The 17,710-nt window shown below is 68.9% G+C and carries 17 protein-coding genes; 12 read left to right on the top strand and 5 right to left on the bottom strand.

Features of this window, described 5'->3' with window-relative positions; all coding sequences use genetic code 11:
* The first annotated feature begins 46 nt into the window (after positions 1-46).
* Together AB0M48_RS24100 and AB0M48_RS24105 are read left to right on the top strand one after the other, a co-directional pair.
* Positions 47-793 carry a GntR family transcriptional regulator gene (locus tag AB0M48_RS24100; RefSeq protein WP_363845905.1) on the top strand — a complete coding sequence of 249 codons (747 nt, stop codon included), beginning with the start codon at positions 47-49 and terminating at the stop codon, positions 791-793.
* The gene (locus tag AB0M48_RS24105; RefSeq protein WP_363845907.1) at positions 790-1,458 is read left to right on the top strand and encodes a phosphonatase-like hydrolase; all 669 of its coding nucleotides are present in this window, start codon (positions 790-792) and stop codon (positions 1,456-1,458) included. Before AB0M48_RS24100 ends, AB0M48_RS24105 begins: the two co-directional genes overlap by 4 nt.
* Here AB0M48_RS24105 and AB0M48_RS24110 read toward each other — a convergent pair.
* Positions 1,432-1,860: a hypothetical protein gene (locus AB0M48_RS24110; RefSeq protein WP_363845909.1), complete on the bottom strand. Its 429-nt coding sequence runs from the start codon at positions 1,858-1,860 to the stop codon at positions 1,432-1,434. The genes AB0M48_RS24105 and AB0M48_RS24110 overlap by 27 nt on opposite strands.
* Entirely contained in the window at positions 1,857-3,497 is a 1,641-nt protein-coding gene (locus AB0M48_RS24115; protein ID WP_363845911.1) for a DNA repair helicase XPB, read from the bottom strand. The genes AB0M48_RS24110 and AB0M48_RS24115 overlap by 4 nt, the downstream gene beginning before the upstream one ends.
* 109 nt (positions 3,498-3,606) lie before the next feature.
* Between AB0M48_RS24115 and AB0M48_RS24120 the strand changes: the two genes are divergently transcribed.
* The 4 genes from AB0M48_RS24120 to AB0M48_RS24135 all read left to right on the top strand — a co-directional run bounded on the left by AB0M48_RS24120 (position 3,607) and on the right by AB0M48_RS24135 (position 6,352).
* Positions 3,607-4,179: a hypothetical protein gene (locus tag AB0M48_RS24120; protein ID WP_363845913.1), complete on the top strand. Its 573-nt coding sequence runs from the start codon at positions 3,607-3,609 to the stop codon at positions 4,177-4,179.
* Between the two features lie 56 nt (positions 4,180-4,235).
* Entirely contained in the window at positions 4,236-4,718 is a 483-nt protein-coding gene (locus tag AB0M48_RS24125; protein ID WP_363845915.1) for a hypothetical protein, read from the top strand.
* A gap of 180 nt (positions 4,719-4,898) precedes the next feature.
* Positions 4,899-5,453: a hypothetical protein gene (locus AB0M48_RS24130; RefSeq protein ID WP_363845917.1), complete on the top strand. Its 555-nt coding sequence runs from the start codon at positions 4,899-4,901 to the stop codon at positions 5,451-5,453.
* A gap of 83 nt (positions 5,454-5,536) precedes the next feature.
* Entirely contained in the window at positions 5,537-6,352 is an 816-nt protein-coding gene (locus AB0M48_RS24135; protein WP_363845919.1) for a hypothetical protein, read from the top strand.
* 58 nt (positions 6,353-6,410) lie between these two features.
* Here AB0M48_RS24135 and AB0M48_RS24140 read toward each other — a convergent pair whose 3' ends face one another.
* On the bottom strand, positions 6,411-7,388 hold the full coding sequence (locus AB0M48_RS24140) for an ABC transporter substrate-binding protein (protein ID WP_363845921.1): 978 nt from the start codon (positions 7,386-7,388) through the stop codon (positions 6,411-6,413).
* 484 nt (positions 7,389-7,872) lie between these two features.
* Here AB0M48_RS24140 and AB0M48_RS24145 point away from each other — a divergent pair, with 484 nt between their 5' ends.
* The 4 genes from AB0M48_RS24145 (at position 7,873) to AB0M48_RS24160 (ending at position 13,020) form a co-directional block, all read left to right on the top strand.
* Complete coding sequence (locus tag AB0M48_RS24145) at positions 7,873-11,217, top strand: nitrate- and nitrite sensing domain-containing protein (protein ID WP_363845923.1); 3,345 nt, start codon at positions 7,873-7,875, stop codon at positions 11,215-11,217.
* The gene (locus tag AB0M48_RS24150; protein ID WP_030470879.1) at positions 11,214-11,633 is read left to right on the top strand and encodes a roadblock/LC7 domain-containing protein; all 420 of its coding nucleotides are present in this window, start codon (positions 11,214-11,216) and stop codon (positions 11,631-11,633) included. The genes AB0M48_RS24145 and AB0M48_RS24150 overlap by 4 nt, the downstream gene beginning before the upstream one ends.
* A gap of 216 nt (positions 11,634-11,849) precedes the next feature.
* Positions 11,850-12,434, top strand: a complete 585-nt coding sequence (locus AB0M48_RS24155; RefSeq protein ID WP_245983028.1) for a DUF742 domain-containing protein — start codon at positions 11,850-11,852, stop codon at positions 12,432-12,434.
* Positions 12,415-13,020, top strand: coding sequence for an ATP/GTP-binding protein (locus AB0M48_RS24160; RefSeq protein ID WP_093605474.1), 606 nt, complete (start codon positions 12,415-12,417; stop codon positions 13,018-13,020). The genes AB0M48_RS24155 and AB0M48_RS24160 overlap by 20 nt, the downstream gene beginning before the upstream one ends.
* A 143-nt stretch (positions 13,021-13,163) precedes the next feature.
* On the opposite strand, the gene AB0M48_RS24165 is transcribed toward AB0M48_RS24160, so the two are convergent.
* Positions 13,164-13,487: a hypothetical protein gene (locus tag AB0M48_RS24165; protein ID WP_363845926.1), complete on the bottom strand. Its 324-nt coding sequence runs from the start codon at positions 13,485-13,487 to the stop codon at positions 13,164-13,166.
* A gap of 117 nt (positions 13,488-13,604) precedes the next feature.
* On the bottom strand, positions 13,605-15,857 hold the full coding sequence (locus AB0M48_RS24170; RefSeq protein ID WP_363845928.1) for a helicase-associated domain-containing protein: 2,253 nt from the start codon (positions 15,855-15,857) through the stop codon (positions 13,605-13,607).
* A gap of 86 nt (positions 15,858-15,943) precedes the next feature.
* On the opposite strand from AB0M48_RS24170, the gene AB0M48_RS24175 reads away from it, so the two are divergent.
* Together AB0M48_RS24175 and AB0M48_RS24180 are read left to right on the top strand one after the other, a co-directional pair.
* Positions 15,944-16,129 carry a hypothetical protein gene (locus AB0M48_RS24175; RefSeq protein WP_363845930.1) on the top strand — a complete coding sequence of 62 codons (186 nt, stop codon included), beginning with the start codon at positions 15,944-15,946 and terminating at the stop codon, positions 16,127-16,129.
* A gap of 163 nt (positions 16,130-16,292) precedes the next feature.
* Entirely contained in the window at positions 16,293-17,675 is a 1,383-nt protein-coding gene (locus AB0M48_RS24180; RefSeq protein WP_363845932.1) for an NAD-dependent malic enzyme, read from the top strand.
* The last annotated feature ends 35 nt before the right edge of the window (positions 17,676-17,710 follow it).

Here is a 17,710-nt window from a genome sequence, read left to right on the forward strand (position 1 = left end):
TGTTCACTTGGAGTTCAGACTTGTTATGACATGTATCCTCAGCGTCATGGAGATGCCCCTGCACGAGCGCATCGCGGCCGACCTGCGGCGCCGCATCGCCTCCGGTGAGCTGGCCGTCGGAGATCCTGTGCCGTCCGAGTCGCAGCTGGGCGCGCAGTGGAACGCCTCGCGCGCGCCGGTCCGGCAGGCCCTGACGTCGCTCAGGGCCGAGGGCATGATCGGCGGCGGCCGCGGCAAGCCCGCGGTGGTGCGCCGGCACACGCTGTCGCAGCCGTTCGAGACGTTCCTGTCGTTCTCCAGCTGGGCCGCGGGCCTCGGACACGTTCCGGGGCAACGGACTCTGGAGATCGCGCGCCGCCCTGCCGACGCCGACATCGCCGACGCCCTGCAGCTCGACGAGGGCACGCCGGTGGTGCAACTGCTCAGGCAGAGGCTGATCGACGGCAGGCCGACGATGCTGGAGCGCACGACGTTCGTGGAACCGGTGGGGCGGCTGCTGTTCGACTTCGACTGCGACAGCGGCTCGCTCTACGCGTACCTGGGGGAGCAGGGCGTCGACATGACCGTGGCGCGGCACCAGATCGACGCCGTCGCGGCCGACGCGCAGGACAGCGAGTTGCTGGAAGTCGCCCTGGGGGCGCCACTTCTGCGGGAACGGCGGCGGGCGTCCGGAATGGACGGACGGCCGGTCGAGTACTCGGACGACCGCTACCGGCCGGACATGGTCAGCTTCTCGATCGAGAACTCCCAGCAGGCGCACCCGGCGCTGCTGCGGGACTGGAGAGCCTCGTGAACGGCGCGATGAAGGTCGACCTGGTGGTGCTGGACATCGCCGGCACCACGGTGGAGGAGCACGGACTCGTCTACAAGGCGCTGGCGGACACCGTGGTCGCGGCCGGCGGATCAGCGCGGAACGTCGGCGAGTGGATGGGCGCCGACAAGTACGAGGCGATCTCGTCGATGCTCGGCAAGTCCGAAGTGGACGGCGAGTTCCAGGACTTCCACGAGCGGCTCGCGAAGTACTACGCCGAGACGCCGCCTGCGTCGATCGCCGGTGTGCCGGAAGCGTTGGCACGTCTGCGGAGCAACGGCGTCAAGGTCGCGCTGACCACCGGCTTCGACCGCCCGGTCGTGGACGGCCTGCTCGACGTGCTCGGCTGGCGCGAGGGCGTGCTGGACGCGGTGGTCTGCGTGGACGACGTGAAAGCCGGTCGTCCGGCGCCCTACATGATCCACCGGGCGATGGAGCTGACCGGCGTCCGGGACGTCCGGCGCGTGCTGACCGCCGGCGACACCACGAGAGACCTGCAGGCGGGCACGAACGCGGGCGCGGCGTTCGTCGTCGGCGTGCTCAGCGGCAGCCAGACGGCCGAGGAACTCGGCGCCGTCCGGCACACGCACCTGTTGAGGTCCGTCGCCGAGATCCCGGCTCTAGTCGAGAGCGGCGGTGTGGCGTAGCTGCTCGGGTGCCGGGTCCGCGACCAGAACCCGCAGCGCGTCGGCGAACTGGTCGAAGCGCCGGTCGAACTCGGCCAGCTCGCGCGACGGTTCCGCGACCAGCGCCGCCCGGCCCGGCCTGGGCACGGCGCTCGCCAGCGCGTCGCGGAGGGGCTGGGCCCGGCGCAACGCCACGAGCAGCGTCCACAGCCGTTGCTCGACCAGGGCGACCTGCACCGGGTCGCCGGTCACGCGCAGGAAGTCCGAACGCACGGCGGTGGCGCGGCGGCGTTGTGCGGGGCAGGTGAAGTCGGCGGACCGGACGACCTGCGTGTCCGGTGCCGACCGGGCGAGTGCTTCCTCCGACCGGAACCGCCGCACTGGCGGGGTCCCGGCCGGGTTCCACATCCACCAGGTCGTCATCCGACCAGGTCGTCCGCGTCGACGATCTTGTACGCGTAGCCCTGCTCGGCCAGGAACCGCTGCCGGTGGGCGGCGTAGTCGGTGTCGAGCGTGTCGCGCGCGACGACCGAGTAGAAGTGCGCCTGCCTGCCGTCGCCCTTGGGCCGCAGGATCCGGCCGAGGCGCTGGGCCTCCTCCTGCCGCGACCCGAACGTGCCCGACACCTGGATGGCGACGGACGCCTCGGGCAGGTCGATGGAGAAGTTCGCGACCTTGGACACCACCAGGGTCCGGAGCTCACCCTTGCGGAACTGGTCGAACAGCTCCTCGCGTTCCTTGTTCTTCGTCGATCCCTTGATCACCGGCGCCCCCAGCTCCTCGCCCAGTTCGTCGAGCTGGTCCAGATAAGCACCGATCACGAGCGTCGGCTCGCCGGGATGCTGCTCCAGCACCCGCTTGACCACCGGGATCTTGGTCCGGGCCGTCGAGCAGAGCTTGTAGCGCTCCTCCGGCTCCGCTGTCGCGTACTGCAGCCGCTCGTTGTCCGTGAGGGTCACGCGGACCTCGGTGCACTCGGCGGGAGCGATCCAGCCCTGCGCCTCGATGTCGCGCCACGGCACGTCGTACCGCTTCGGCCCGATCAACGAGAAGACGTCGCCTTCCTGGCCGTCCTCGCGCACCAGCGTCGCGGTGAGTCCGAGACGGCGGCGCGACTGCAGGTCAGCGGTCATCCGGAACACCGGCGCGGGCAGCAGGTGGACCTCGTCGTAGACGATCAGGCCCCAGTCGCGCGAGTCGAACAGGTCGAGGTGCTTGTACTCGCCCTTCGACTTGCGGGTGATCACCTGGTAGGTCGCGATCGTGACCGGCCGGATCTCCTTGCGCTCACCCGAGTACTCGCCGATCTCCTCCTCGGTGAGCGAGGTGCGCGCGATCAGCTCCCGCTTCCACTGCCGGCCGGCCACGGTGTTCGTGACCAGGATCAGCGTGGTCGCCTGGGCCTCGGCCATCGCCGCCGCGCCGACCAGCGTCTTGCCCGCGCCGCAGGGCAGCACGACGACGCCGCTCCCGCCGGCCCAGAACGCCTGGGCGGCCATCCGCTGGTAGTCGCGCAGCTTCCAGTCGTTCTCCTCCAACTCGATCCGGTGCGCCTCGCCGTCGACGTACCCGGCGTGGTCCTCGGCCGGCCACCCGACCTTGAGCAGCAGCTGCTTGAGCCGCCCGCGCTCGCTCGGGTGCACGATGACGGTGTCGTCGTCGATGCGGGCCCCGAACATCGGCGCGATCTTCTTGTTGCGGAGCACCTCCTCGAGCACCGCGCGGTCGTTGGAGTGCAGGACCAGGCCGTGCGCGGGGCTGTTGGTCAGCACCAGCCGCCCGAACCGGCCCATGGTGTCGACCACGTCCACCAGCAGCGGCTGCGGCACCGGGTAGCGGCTGAACCGCACCAGCGCGTCGACCACCTGCTCGGCGTCGTGCCCGGCCGCTCGCGCGTTCCACAAGGCCAGCGGCGTCACGCGATAGGTGTGCACGTGCTCCGGAGCCCGCTCCAGCTCGGCGAACGGCGCGATGGACGTGCGCGCGTCGTTGGCGAGCGGGTGGTCGACCTCGAGCAGCAGCGTCTTGTCCGACTGGACGATCAATGGGCCATCGGTCACGCCGACAAGTCTCCCTGACGACGCCAAATGCGTTCGACCTGCGTCAACTGGTGACGACAACTGTGAGGCGACACACGAAGCCAACATGCCGTGTCGTACGTTCTCGCCCATGAGCACCGAGTCGACCGATCCCGTCGAGCCGCCGGCCGTGGTGACCCCGGAACCCGCGGAGACCGACGAGTCGCCCAAGAACAGCTGGCTGAAGTTCGTCATCGTCGGTGTGCTGGCGGTCGTGCTCGTCGGCGGCGGCGTGTGGGCGCTGACAGCGCTCAACAGCACCGGCGTCGGCGACTGCGTGAGCGCCTCGCCCAAGGACGTGGACAAGCCCGACGGTGACTGGGACATCTCGTCGAAGAGCTGCGACGACGCCGCCGCGACGCACCGGGTCGCCGCGGTCCTGGCCAACGCCGAGGACCAGTGCCCCGCGGAGGGCATCTACGAGCAGATGTCGTCCGGCGGCGGCAAGTCGATGTGCCTGATGCCGAACCTCGCCGAGGGCAACTGCTACACGTCGAGCGACGACGGCGCCTTCAAGAAGGAGGCCTGCACCAAGGACTCCCCGGTGAAGATCGTGAAGAAGGTCGACGGGCTGCCCGAGGAGGGCTCCGTGTGCCCCGAGGGCTCCAGCGAGCTGCGGTTCAGCGAGCCGGCCTCCGTCTACTGCATGGGTGTTCACGAATGATCCTGATCGGGTGAACCCGGTTGAGTTGAACCCCGCCTGACGCCGATACCCAGGCCATGAAGAAGGTCGGCCTGGGTGTTGCCGCTGTCATCGCGCTCGTGCTGCTCGGCGGGTTCGTCCTGAACCAGCTCGGCGACGTGGCGAAGGCGGCACGCGAGGGCGACTGCGCGCGGATCTCCGGCGCCCTCGACAACCCGACCTACCAGGCACTCGACTGCGGTTCCGAGCAGGCGAACGTCAAGATCGCCAAGGTCCTGGACTGGAACGAGAAGGCCTGCCCGTCCGGCGGCATGGACTACTCGACGTTCACGGGCGACGCCACGCTGTGCCTCATGCCGAACTTCGTCGAGGGCGCCTGCTACGGCCAGGACTCCGAGAGCGGCATCGCCAAGGTCGACTGCTCCACGAAGGACTCGGTGAAGGTCGCCAAGGTGTTCAGCGGCAAGGCCGACCGCGCCGCCTGCGGGAACTCGCGCGCGGCGGTCTTCCCGGAACCCGCGGTCACCTTCTGCCTGGAACGCGGCGGCCAGAAGCAGTAGCTCGTCCCCGCGGGGGAGGACCGCGTCAGCGGACCTGCTGCACCGCGACCACCCATGTGATCCAAGCGGCCGTAACGTTTCCGTAAAGCCCAAGCGCTTTCCTGCGCCACATGGCACTGTCTGCTCCGGCTGTGTCGGGGGGCATGGGCCATCTGGGGTATTGGGAAATGAGAGAACCGCATGAGCACGACTGAATCCGCTTCGCCCGCGTCTGCGCCGGAGCCCGCACAGGAGCCCGCGCCGAAGAAGACGAGCGTCGGCAAGCGGATCTTGACCTACGTCGTCGTCCTGATCGTCGTCGGCGGCGCGTTCTACGCGTTCAACTACTTCACCAACGACGCCGCGCAGGCGAAGGCCGGCGACTGCGCCGTCGTCTCCGGCACGTCGACCAAGCCCGAGTACAAGCCGGTCGACTGCGGCGCCGCCGAGGCGAACTACACGGTCGGCAAGGCCGGCGGCACGAGCGAGGTGTGCGGCGAGGGCTACGCCGAGTACACCCAGTCGCAGCGCCGCGGCCCGAAGACGAAGCTGTGCCTCGCGCCGCTCTTCTCCGAGGGCAAGTGCTACGCCGAGAACACCGGCGACGTCGGCGCGAAGGCCGTCGAGTGCACCGCGTCGGCCAGCTTCAAGGTGACCAAGGTCGCCAAGGACGCCGCTCCGCAGTGCGCGGAGGGTGCGGACCCGCGGTCCTTCCCCGAGGCGAAGCTGCACTACTGCATCGGCGCACCCGCCTAACAGGCTTGATCCAGCGAAACCGGAGCCGTGTCCCGCGGCTCCGGTTTCGCTGTCTTTCGCGTGACTCATCCGAGAGGAATCCAGTGACCGACCCCAACCACCCCCAGCAGCCAGGCCCTTACGGACCGCCTCCCGGTGGGCAGCCGCAGCAGCCGTACGGCCAGCAGCCCGGCCAGCCGAACCCGTACGGTCAACCGCCCCAGCAGGGCTACCCCGGCCAGCCCGGTCAGCCCTACGGCCAGCCAGGACAGCCCGGTCAGCCCGGTCAGCCCGGCGACCCGTACGCCCAGCAGCCGGGCCCGTACGGCCAGCCCCTGGGCCAGCCGATGCCCTACGGCCCGCCGCCGAAGAAGAGCGGCGCCGGCAAGATCATCGGGTCGATCGTCACCATCGTCGTGCTCGTCGGCGTCGGCTTCCTGGTGAAGTTCCTGATCAGCGGCGGCCTGAACGCCATCACCGAGCCGTCGGCCAAGCCGGGCGACTGCGCGAGCGTCACGGGCACCACGTTCAGCCCGAAGTACAAGAAGGTCGACTGCTCCTCGGCTGAGGCGAACTACTTCATCGCCAAGGCCATGAAGTCCACGACGGAGGCGTGCCCGAGCGACGAGTACGCCGAGTACACCGAGTCCGGCCGGCGCAGCTCGTCGCTGAAGCTCTGCCTCGTCGAGAAGCTCGAAGAGGGCAAGTGCTACGAGGAAGAACTCGTGAAGATGAACATGGAGGGCATGAAGCCCGTCGACTGTTCCAAGGGCAACAACGAGTTCGCCGTCCAGCAGGTCATGAAGGTCGAGAAGGTCGTCCGGGCGGCCACCGCGGACTGCGGTGAGGCGAAGGCCATCACCTACGCGGAACCCGCTCCGGGCATCACCTACTGCATCTCGGCCGCCGGCGGCCAGTGACCGCACGAAAAATGGCGGGCCGGTTCTCCGGTCCGCCATTTCTCATGCCACGAAACAACTAATTCGTCGTGCCGGGCGGCAGCAGCTGCTGCACGTCCAGACGCCCGGAAAGCACGTCCTCGGTGTCCATCATGTCGGCGACGCGCTGGAGCCGGATCGGGTTCAGCGACAACGGGAACGTGCCGACCGACACGAGGGCCGCGGTCGGTGCGTCGACGTCGGCGTAGCCGGTCAGCGAGTCCTGCACGGCGAGCTTGTTGGCCTGCGCGCGCTGCTGCGCCTCGCGCAGCACCTCCCGGAACACCTTCAGCGTCTTCGGGTTCGCCTCGGCGAACTTCTTCGACGACGCGTAGCCGGACATCGGGAAGTCCAGTGTCGGGCCGCGGGCGGTGTCGGTGACGATCTTCGCGCCGATCTTGCGCTGCGCCTTCGTGATGAAGGGCTCGATCATGAACGCCGCGTCGACCTGGCCGGCCGTGAGCGCGGCCTCCATGTCGGCGAACGCCATCGGCTTGAACTTGATCTTCTGCTTCTCGACCGCGGCGGTGTCCAGCACGGCACGCGTGGTCAGCGCGCCGATGTCGGTCTCGCTGTTCACGGCGATCGTCGGCTGCGGCTTCTTGCCGGGGTCGTCGTAGTCCGACGAGGCCGACGTGACCAGCGCCATCGAGTTCGGGCCGGCCTGGTAGGCCTCACCCTGCAGCTGCAGCTCGGTGCCCTCGGCAACCGCGCGGAAGAGGCTGACGTGCGTCGCCCACGTGAGGTCGAGCGTGGTGTCCAGCTGCTTGATGGCCTCTGCCTCGCTGGGCTGGTTGACCAGGCTGACCTGCAGACCTGCCTTCTCGAACAGCTTCTCGGTCAGCGCGATCCGCAACGGGGCCACGTCGACGACCGGCAGCACGCCGATGCGGATGACGTTGCGCTCCACGTCCGCGTTGCCGCCGTTCGAGGAGCTTCCGAACAGGCCGCAGCTCGCGGTCAGAACACACGTGATGAGCACTGCAGCAAGCCGCAGAGCTTTGGCTCGGGTAGCCATGGCACCTCTCGCCGGTAGGGCTTGGGTAGCTTCGAATTGATCAGTGAGCGTCGCCACAGACCAGGGCGTCCGCAGTCCGAACTGCGAGTTCGGACGGACGTGGGGTGTGCCGACATCCGGGGATGTTAACCACCTGAACGTATGAAACGACACCCCATCTCGATACGGTGAGTGCTTCTGGAGACTTCCCCCAGGGAGGGGGTGACCATTACCCTTCCGGCTCGGGTGGCACAGGTCGTAGTAGACCGACGTGTCTTCAGACGGGGTAGGGCGCCTCACCGGGCGAACAACCCCTGTGCTGCAATTCGGCCCGTTTGACGAGTCCATGCTCGGTCCTGGGGAGAGACCGGGACACTGCTGCTGGAAGAGGAAGCCCAGAGTGGCCCGACGTGAGAGAGGTCCCAGCCAGTTTGGCGTGGGTGACACCACACGCTCCGAAAGGCCCGAATCGGGTGACGGACTGGCTGCGCTGGGTAACGGACCGATGAACGTGACACCGGACCCGGTGAAGCACGACACCGGTGCCGGACCCGGTTCGGGATCTACCCGATCCGCGGGCTGGCGCCTGCGCAACTGGCGGTTGCGCACGAAGCTGCTCGCCGTTCTGCTCATCCCGACGGTCTGTGCGCTCGCCCTGGGTGGTCTGCGAGTCCGCGGCGACCTCCAGGCCGCGACGGAGTTCAACAACCTCGCGAACCAGATCCGCCTCGAGACCGCGGTCGCGGACCTGGTGCAGCAGCTGCAGCGCGAACGCGACCTGTCGGTCAGCTACGTCGCGTCGAACAAGAAGGTCGACAGGGTCGTTCTCGAACGGCAGCTGCGCCGCGTGAACGACACCAGCGAGGCGTTCAGCAACAGGATCGCCGAGCTCAGCTCCGACCTGAACTCGGCCGCCGTCGAGCGCTTCCAGGTCGCGGCCAAGCAGCTCGACCGCCTGAACAGCCTCCGCAACTCGGTGCGCGACACGCAGTACCCCGCCGAGGCCGTCCAGCGCACCTACTCGGAGTCCATCGAGACGCTCATCGGCCTCGGTGAGCAGACGATCTCCGAGATCAACGACCCGGAACTGGTGCGACTGCACCTGACCACGAACGCCATCGCGCGCATCAAGGAGCAGGAGTCGCTCAAGCGGGCGATCCTCCTGGACGTCTTCCAGCGCAAGGCGTTCACGCCGTCCCAGCTGCGTTCCCTGCAGGCGGCGGACGCCGAGCTCGAAGCGGCCCGCAACGACTTCCGCAAGTCCGCGACGCCCGAGCAGGCCAAGATCTACGACGACACCGTCACCGGCCTCATCGTCGACAACGCGAACGACATGCAGGAATCGGCGATCAACCAGCAGGCGGGCCAGAAGGACTTCACGCAGGTCACGCCCGAGAAGTGGGACATCGCCGCCACGCTGACGGTCAACCTGACCCGTGACGTCGAGAACCTGCTGGTCGAGCAGCTGCAGACCAAGACCGACGACCTGGCCGGCGACACGCGCACCAGGGCGTACATCGAGTCCGGCATCGTGCTCGTGATCCTCGCGCTCGCGCTGCTGATGGCGCTGTTCGTCGCCCGCTCGATCCTCAACCCGCTGCGCACGCTGCGCCGCACGGCCCTCGACGTCGCCGACCACGGTCTCCCCGACGCGGTCGAGCGGATCCTCGCGGACCCCAACCCGGAGAACGCGGCCAAGACGGCCGTCGAACCGGTGCCGGTGCACACGCGGGAAGAGATCGGTCAGGTGGCGCGCGCGTTCGACGCGGTGCACGGTGAAGCGGTGCGACTGGCCGCCCAGCAGGCCCTCCTGCGTGACAACGTCAACGCGATGTTCGTCAACCTGTCCCGCAGGTCGCAGGCCCTGGTCGAACGCCAGCTGAACCTGATCGACCGGCTGGAGCAGGACGAGCAGGACCCGGACCAGCTGGCCTCGCTGTTCGAGCTGGACCACCTCGCGACCCGCATGCGCCGCAACTCGGAGAACCTGCTGGTCCTCTCGGGTACGGACCTCTCGCGGCGCCTGACCCGGCCCGTCCCGGCCGCCGAGGTCCTCGGCGCCGCGGTCTCCGAGGTCGAGCAGTACGCCCGCGTGCAGGTCGGTCAGACCCCGGACCTCACGGTCCAGGGCCGCGCGGTCAACGACCTCGTGCACCTCATCGCCGAGCTGCTGGACAACGCCACGGCGTTCTCCGACCCGGTCACCAAGGTCACCGTTCGCACGGCCAAGACCCGCAAGGGCGAGCTGGCGATCGAGATCCAGGACCGCGGCGTGGGCATGGGCGAGCAGGAGATCATCGACGCCAACGAGCGGCTGGCCGACCCGCCGGACGTCGACGTCGCCGTCTCCCGCCGAATGGGCCTGTACGTGGTCGCGCGGCTCGCCAAGCGCCACGACATCAAGGTCCGCCTGCGCGGCAACGAGGACATCGAGGGCGGCACGACGGCGCTGGTGATCGTGCCGGAGACGCTCACCGCGATCCCCGGCCAGGCACCCGTCTCGACCCCGCCGTCCGGTTCCGGCTCGCTGGCCTCCGCGTTCGGCATGTCGCCGTCCTCGCCGGCACCGGCGATGCCGGCGCCGCCGATGCCGCAGTCCGAGCACACGACGGAGATCGGCACCACCGCGGTCAGGGCCAGCGGCATCGCCGGCGCCTTCGGCGGTGCCACCGGTGTCACGCCGCGGATCGACGAGTCGAGCCCGAGCAACCCGGGCATCCCGGTCAACTTCGTGCCCAGCTCGATCACCGACACCGGTGCGGGCGCGACGGCGATCCCGGTCTACAGCGACCCGCCGATCGAGGACGTGACGCCGTCCGAGCGGTGGCGCCGCGACCAGCTCGCGGCGGTCGAGCCGGAGGGCTCGTTCGGCGAGCCCACCCTCTTCACGGCCTACGAGGACCGCAACGAAGAGGCCGGCGAGATCTCCTTCGAGCCCGGCTACGAGACCACCCAGTTCGTGCCGATCCCGCCGATCGAGGACGAGCCCGCCTCGTCCAACGGCATCTCGCGCGCCTCGGCCGACGAGGGTCGTCTCGACATCGGGATGGGTCACCGCAACGGGACCTCGGAAGCCTCGCGCAAGAAGATCGAGCACGACCTGGACGCCCCGACCGAACGCCTTCCGATCTACGAGGCCGTCCTGTCGCAGTGGTTCCAGGCCGTGGGCAGCGAGACGTCCGCGTCGACGGCTCAGCCGGTCCGTGCGACCGCTGAGGACGACGCACCGGCCGCCACCAACGGACACGTCGAGTCGAGGCTCGGCGGGACGGACAAGGGCTCTGTCGAGTACATCGACGAGCCCCCGACGATCCCGCCGCTCTCGGACGGGCCCGAACCGGAGCTGCCGACCCGATCCCGCAAGCCTGTACCGGCGGTGGCACCCACCACCACGTCGGCCGCTGGTCTTCCGGTGCGCACGCCGCGCTCGAAGGTCCAGCCGGCGGCTGAGGAAGTACCCGCACCCGCCGAGCAGGAGCGAGTTGTGGAACCCGAGCCCGTTGTGGAGGAGACTCCAGCGGCGGCACCCACTTCCGAGTCGGCTTGGCAATCGCCTGCCGATGAGGGATGGCACGCGGCTCAGGCGTTGTTGAACAAGACGCCGGAGACGAAGACCACGGCAGGACTGCCGAAACGGACACCGAAGGCTCAGCTCGTGCCAGGATCTGCAGCACCCAAGCAGCAGTCCCTGTCGCAGACAGCACAGCGCCCGCCGCTGCCGCCCCGTACCGCTGACGCGGTGCGCGGACGGATGTCGAGCCTGCAGAGTGGTGTCAAGCGAGGCCGGCACGCATTGATCGAGGCATACGCTGGTGACCAATCGAGCCGGCAGAACGAGGAGCAGGAGTGACGACCGCAGCGCAGCCAGGCAGCTTTGGTTGGCTTATCACCGACTTCGTGCGGAGGGTGCCCGGAGTGGCACATTCCGTTGTGGTGTCCGCGGACGGGCTGTTGCTCGCGGGATCCCAGGGCCTGCCCCGGGACCGTGCAGAGCAGCTGTCCGCAGTCGCGTCCGGACTGGTCAGCCTCACCCAGGGTGCTGCCCGCTGCTTCGAAGCAGGCGGGGTCAACCAGACGGTCGTCGAGATGGAGCGGGGCTACCTGTTCCTCATGTCGATCAGTGACGGTTCTTGCCTTGCCGTCCTGGCGGCACCCAACTGCGACATCGGCCTCGTGGCCTACGAGATGACGCTGTTGGTGGAGAGAGTCGGTCAACAACTCACCCCTGAGCTGCGCGCGCAGCTTCAGGGCGTGGTCCGTCGCTAGACCTCATCTGAAGTTCAGGGGTGAGAACAAATGGCTGGTAGATCTGGCGCTAGAGGCCGAGGCTTCGGTAGGAACTTCAACTACCAGGAGTGGGCTTCTGGTGGGTTCCAGTTCGACGAGCCTGACGCGATACCCCAAGAACCAGAGGAAACCGAGGACGCGCCCCACGATGAGCGGGTTACAGGGCAAGGGCTAGGCGATATGTCTCAGCGTGAGGTGGACGACTCGTCGTCGTATCCGTACGACGACGTGCCGAACCGGTTCGACATAGACGGATACGGCTCCGGGTTGTTCGGCGGCCCCGGCGCGGACCTCTTCGGCCAGCACGAGATGCCGGAAGCGGTGCCGGAGCAACTGCCGTACACGACCGGTCCGCATCCGGTCTACAGCACTGGTGGCCAACCGGCGTACAGCACCGGTGCGCAGCCTCAAGTGCGTCCGGAGGAGAATGCTTCTGCGGACTCGGGTTCACTGGTGCGGCCTTACACACGCACCGGTGGACGCACACGGCCCGACTACGACCTTGCTATCGAGGCGCTGATTTCGACCAGCGAAAAGGGCCTCGAACGGGATGCCGCAGTACTTCCCGAGCACAGGTCGATCTGCGGGTTGTGTGTGGACACGCGGTCGGTGGCCGAGGTCGCGGCACTCCTACGCTTGCCACTTGGCGTCGTGCGGGTGTTGATCGGCGACATGGCAAGCATGGGTTTGGTTTTGATTCACCAGGGCGGTCTGGTCGTGGGGGACCGGCCTTCCATGGAATTCCTGGAGAGGGTGCTCAGTGGGCTTCGCAAGCTCTAGTCCCCAGGGCGCCGAGGGCGCACGGAAGCCGACGACGTCTGCCAAGATCGTGGTGGCGGGTGGCTTCGGTGTGGGCAAAACGACGTTCGTCGGCTCGGTGTCCGAGATCGTCCCGTTGACCACCGAGGCGGTGATGACCGAGGCCAGCGCGGGGGTGGACGACCTCTCCGCCACGCCCAACAAGGTCACCACGACCGTCGCGATGGACTTCGGCCGTGTGTCGCTCGACAGCGACCTGATCCTGTACCTCTTCGGTACACCGGGTCAGCACCGGTTCTGGTTCATGTGGGACGACCTCGTGCGTGGTGCCATCGGCGCCATCGTGCTGGTCGACACCCGCCGCCTGGCCGACGCTTTCGCCTCGATCGACTTCTTCGACGACCGGCAGCTGCCGTACGTCGTCGGCGTCAACTGCTTCGACGGCCTCCTCCACCACAGGCTGGAGGACGTGCGCGAAGCGCTGACGATCGACGAGTCGGTGCCGATCGTGACGTGCGACGCGCGCAACCGGCAGTCGACGAAGCAGACGCTCATCACGCTGGTGGAGCACGCGATGCGCCAGTGGATGTCCGTCCGCGCGGGCTGAACTCCTTCCGCCGGAGTACGACCGCACGCAAGACGGAACGAGGCGAGCGCCACCTTCGGGAACGGCGCTCGCCTCGTCGTCGTGTGCTGATTCAACTCGGTTGTCCGTCCAAGCGGTCGTCCCTTCGCCGTTCTTCGCCGCCGTCAGCCGATGTGCAGGCCGACGCCGATGCCGATGAAGAGGCCGTCGTGATGACCGTGGTGCCAGTCGTCGTCCCAGTCGTCGTCGTCATCCCAGTCGTCGTCGTCCCAGTCGTACCAGTCGTGCCAGTGGTGTCCGGTGGAGATCCCGAGGCCGATGCCGAGGCCGATGTCATCGGTCTTGGGGGCGGAGTCCAGCCGGACGTGGGCGGCGTTGTCGTCCTGGGTGATCGGAGCAGCCGCCGCCGTGCCGGACGAGAACGGCAAGGCGAGGGCCAGGGCTGTGAGGGTGGCGGCGACTTGGATCGCCGGCCGGGTGCTGACCATTTGTCGAACCTCCTAGGTCGATGAACGTGTCTCGGGTACGTCCACGTCAATCGACGCTAGGTCGCGCAACGCCCACTGAAGGGTGGTTGCCGTTCTCCATCGGGGGGTGACCGACCGTCAGTCCTCGTCCACCAAAGCGGCGGACGTGACGCGATGGAGAGGGAACCTGAGCACCTCTCCGTAGCTGTGGTCGTAGCCTTCCAGCACGCCACCCCCTACGACGTGCGGCTCGATCACGCGCTGTGCCGCCGTGCCGTGGGAGTCGACGAATCCGACGAGGACCCTGCGGCGCGCCCGCGCAGCCTGCTGGAGCAACGACAGGGTGGCGGACGGGCCGGCGCCGAGGTGCCCGGGAACGGCGATCCGTTCACCCCTTGGTGTCGCCGCGGCGCGATCACCGGCTCGGACCAGCCGGACGAGTTCACCCAGCCGCTCGTCGGGGTGCACGGCGGGTGACACCGGTTTGCGGGCACCGCGCTGCCTCGGCGTGGTCCGGCGGCCGCCCGGCCGCAGGTCGAGGACCTGGCCGTCCGGGCCCTCCGCAGCCGGGGCGAACCCCGCCGAGCGCAGCCCGTCCAGCACGTCCGCCAGCGGCAACGGGCTGACGAGCACGGTCGGGGCGATCCGCCGCAGCTCCAGCCGCGCCGCCTCGGGGTGCGCGAGGACCTCGCTGATCAGCACCGGGTCGTCGCAGCGCAGGAACGAACCCGCCGCCCCGCCGCGCAACCTGCCGTGGCGGCGCGCGGCGTCGTCGATCAGGTAGGTCAGCGACTGCGGGACGGGCGTGCGCGAGCGGGTCTTGAAGAGTTCCTGCAGCTCGTCGGCGGTGCGTCCGGCGTCGAAGGCCCGGCGCACGGTGGCCTCGCTGATCCGGTAGACCGTGGCGCCGCCGGCCGACTCGACGTTCGCGACCAGTGCCAGCTCGTCCGCGAGTTCCGGTTCGAGACGGCCGGGGGCGACGACGGTGAGGTCGGCCTGCACCAGCACGTGGTCCAGGGGCGCGGGCAGGGCGTCACCGAGGGACTTCGCGGCGTGGCCGGGGCCCTCGTCGAGCAGCACGCGGCCCGCGCTGGTGATCGCGCCGAGGGCGAGCACGCCGACCGCGGTGCCCTCCTCGACCGTCCAGCGCACCAGTTCGTCGCGCTGCCTGCCGCCCCGGCGCGGTGCGCGCCAGCCGAGCAGGAGGGCCAGGTCGGCGGGAGTCGAGAACGCGGTGCCCTTGGGGTACGCGCCGAGCGTCTCCAGGATCCACCGCCGGTCGCGCGGGGCCTGGGCGCGGCGGATCTCGTCCGCGAGCGGGTTGAAGAGCTTGTCCTTCTCGTCGCGGCGGCCGATCAGCGCGGGTAGCCGCGGCAGGTCGAGCCAGGCGTGCGCGAGCGTGGCCCAGCGGACCTCGGTGGTCGCGGCGAGCCAGACGTCGGCCTTGGTCGTCGGCACCCACTCGGGTTCCGCGGCCTCGGTGTTCGCGGCCAGGTCCGCGCCGACCACGAGCTCGATCAGCAGGGCTGCCCGGCGTTCGTCGACGTCGAGGTCCTTGGCGGCCTTGCGCAGCTCGCGGACGCCCAGACCGCCCGTCCGCAGCACCGGCGCCGGTTCGGCCGACCAGCTCGCGATGAGGTTCTCGGCGTGCCGGACGAGCTCCAGGGCCTCACCCGCGCCGGTGGCGTCGACGCTGCTCTGCTGGAGCGCGGTGGTCCTCGGCTTCGGCTCGGTGACCTGGATCGGGCCGAGAGGGCGGTCGCCGCGCAGTTCGAGGCCGATCTCCCGCGGCAGTTCGACCGTGCCGGGATCGCGCCGCAGCAGCAGACCGCGGGCGAGCAGCCGTTGCACGGGCGTCTCGGCCTTGTCGAGCGGCACGACGCGGGAGGCGTCCTTGGTGTCGCCGATGGGCGGTCCGGCGGCGAGCTTCTGCAGGACCCGCTGCTCGCCCTCGGTGATGCCGGTGAGGTCGTAGGTCTGCCCGGTTCCGCGGCCCAGGCCACCCGGATAGGAGCCGAACGCCTCGCGGGTGAGGGGAGGGATCGACAGCGCGTCGTCGTCGCCCCAGGCGAGGGCGAGGGACCTCAGTCTCGCGACCGCCTGCTTGAGCGGCCTGGGCTTCACGTCCGGCCCGAGGATCTGCGCGAGTGTGGGCAACGCCACGGGCCCGGCGTCCGCACCCTGCACGACCAGGGCTTCCAGCACGGTCAGCGTGAAGGTGTCGAGGTCCTCGCAGGCACGCGCGATCGACGCCCTGGTGCCGACCCGTGTCGCGAGCACGGACATATCGGCAGGTGGGGGCGTTGCCAGATCGGGGCGCGCGCGCAGCAGCGCGACGAGAGCAACGTCGTCCTGGGCGCGCAGCCAGTCGGCGAGTGTGATGCCGGACATTCTCACCACGGTATATGGGTCGCCGGAGAACACATCGTGCTCTGTCACACTTGTGCCCGTCAGCAGGCACCACCGAGGAGGAGAACGTGGCGAAAGGACGCCCTGAACGGGTCGACCCGCACTGGCCGGATGGCCCGGACGGCGGTCACCCCGTCACCGAACTGACCAGTGACCTGCAGGGTGCGCTCTCCCCGTTCGGCACGGTGACGTTCCCGCTGCCGTCGGAGGACCTCCCGTACAAGCACCCGGTGACCGAGATCAACAAGTCCTGACCCTGATCGCACGCGGGGACCTTTCGTACTCTCATGCGGTACGAAAGGTCCCCGCGTGCGTTTGTCAGAGGCGGCTTAAGACTCGTCGAGTCGGGTGAGTACCGCAAAGGGGCCGGGGATAGGCTCGTTTCCCGCTTGAGCTGTACTTCGTGGGAGGACGACGATGCCGGTCCCCGGCCCTGGTTACTCGATCACCGTTCGTCTGGAGGCGCCGCCGTCAGCGAGCGCCGCGGGTGACCTCACCTCGGCCGTCGGCCGCGCCGGTGGTGTGATCACGGCGTTCGACGTCGTGGAGTCGCACAACGACCGCGTCGTCATCGACCTCACGTGCAACGCGCTGTCCGCGAACCACGCCAAGGACATCACCGACACGCTGGAGACGCTGCCCGGCATCGTCGTCCGCAAGGTGTCGGACCGCACGTTCCTCGTGCACCTCGGCGGCAAGATCGAGATCGCGTCCAAGGTGCCGCTGCGCAACCGTGACGACCTCTCCCGCGCGTACACGCCGGGTGTCGCCCGCGTGTGTGAAGCCATCGCCAAGAACCCGGACGACGCGCGTCGCCTGACCATCAAGCGCAACACCGTCGCCGTCGTCACCGACGGTTCGGCCGTGCTCGGTCTCGGCAACCTCGGCCCTGCCGCCGCCCTGCCGGTGATGGAGGGCAAGGCCGCGCTGTTCAAGAAGTTCGCCGGCGTCGACGCCTGGCCGGTCTGCCTGGACACCCAGGACACCGAGGAGATCATCCGCGCGGTCGAGCTCATCGCTCCCGTGTACGGCGGCATCAACCTCGAGGACATCTCCGCGCCGCGCTGCTTCGAGATCGAGGCCCGCCTGCGCGAGAAGCTCGACATCCCGGTGTTCCACGACGACCAGCACGGCACCGCGATCGTCGTCGTCGCCGCCCTGCGCAACGCCCTGCGCGTCGTGAACAAGGACATCAAGGACTGCCGCATCACGGTCTGCGGCGTCGGTGCCGCGGGTTCCGCGATCATCCGCCTGCTGCAGGCCCAGACGCCGGGCGACATCATCGCCGTGGACGTCGACGGCATCGTGCACCGCGACCGCCCCGGCCTGGACTCGAACCTGAAGTCCATCGCCGCGTCCACGAACAAGGACAACCAGTCCGGTCGCCTGCACGACGCGCTGGTCGGCTCGGACGTGTTCATCGGTGTCTCCGCTCCGAACCTGTTCGGCGCGGACCAGGTCGCGACCATGGCGAAGGACGCCATCGTGTTCGCGCTGGCCAACCCGGACCCGGAGATCGACCCGATGGAGGCCCAGCAGCACGCCGCCGTCGTCGCGACCGGCCGTTCGGACTTCCCGAACCAGATCAACAACGTGCTGGCGTTCCCCGGCGTCTTCCGCGGCCTGCTGGACGCGCACGCCCGCACCATCACGGACGCGATGCTGCTGGCCGCCGCGCAGGCCATCGCCGACGTGGTCGACGGCGACCGCCTCAACGCGTCGTTCATCGTGCCGTCGGTCTTCGACAACACCGTTGCTCCGGCCGTGGCCGACGCGGTGCGCAAGGCAGCGACTTCGTAGGAGTTCCGCAAGGGATTTCGGCACAGGCCGTTGGC

Source organism: Lentzea sp. NPDC051208 (genome assembly GCF_040682435.1).
GTDB classification, from domain to species: Bacteria; Actinomycetota; Actinomycetes; order Mycobacteriales; family Pseudonocardiaceae; genus Lentzea; species Lentzea kristufekii.

Coding starts and splice junctions, on each gene's coding strand:
- AB0M48_RS24100 (WP_363845905.1), top strand. CDS start 47: ATGGAGATGCCCCTGCACGAGCGCATCGCGGCCGACCTGCGGCGCCGC.
- AB0M48_RS24110 (WP_363845909.1), bottom strand. CDS start 1,860: ATGACGACCTGGTGGATGTGGAACCCGGCCGGGACCCCGCCAGTGCGG.
- AB0M48_RS24120 (WP_363845913.1), top strand. CDS start 3,607: ATGAGCACCGAGTCGACCGATCCCGTCGAGCCGCCGGCCGTGGTGACC.
- AB0M48_RS24125 (WP_363845915.1), top strand. CDS start 4,236: ATGAAGAAGGTCGGCCTGGGTGTTGCCGCTGTCATCGCGCTCGTGCTG.
- AB0M48_RS24130 (WP_363845917.1), top strand. CDS start 4,899: ATGAGCACGACTGAATCCGCTTCGCCCGCGTCTGCGCCGGAGCCCGCA.
- AB0M48_RS24140 (WP_363845921.1), bottom strand. CDS start 7,388: ATGGCTACCCGAGCCAAAGCTCTGCGGCTTGCTGCAGTGCTCATCACG.
- AB0M48_RS24145 (WP_363845923.1), top strand. CDS start 7,873: ATGAACGTGACACCGGACCCGGTGAAGCACGACACCGGTGCCGGACCC.
- AB0M48_RS24165 (WP_363845926.1), bottom strand. CDS start 13,487: ATGGTCAGCACCCGGCCGGCGATCCAAGTCGCCGCCACCCTCACAGCC.
- AB0M48_RS24170 (WP_363845928.1), bottom strand. CDS start 15,857: ATGTCCGGCATCACACTCGCCGACTGGCTGCGCGCCCAGGACGACGTT.
- AB0M48_RS24180 (WP_363845932.1), top strand. CDS start 16,293: ATGCCGGTCCCCGGCCCTGGTTACTCGATCACCGTTCGTCTGGAGGCG.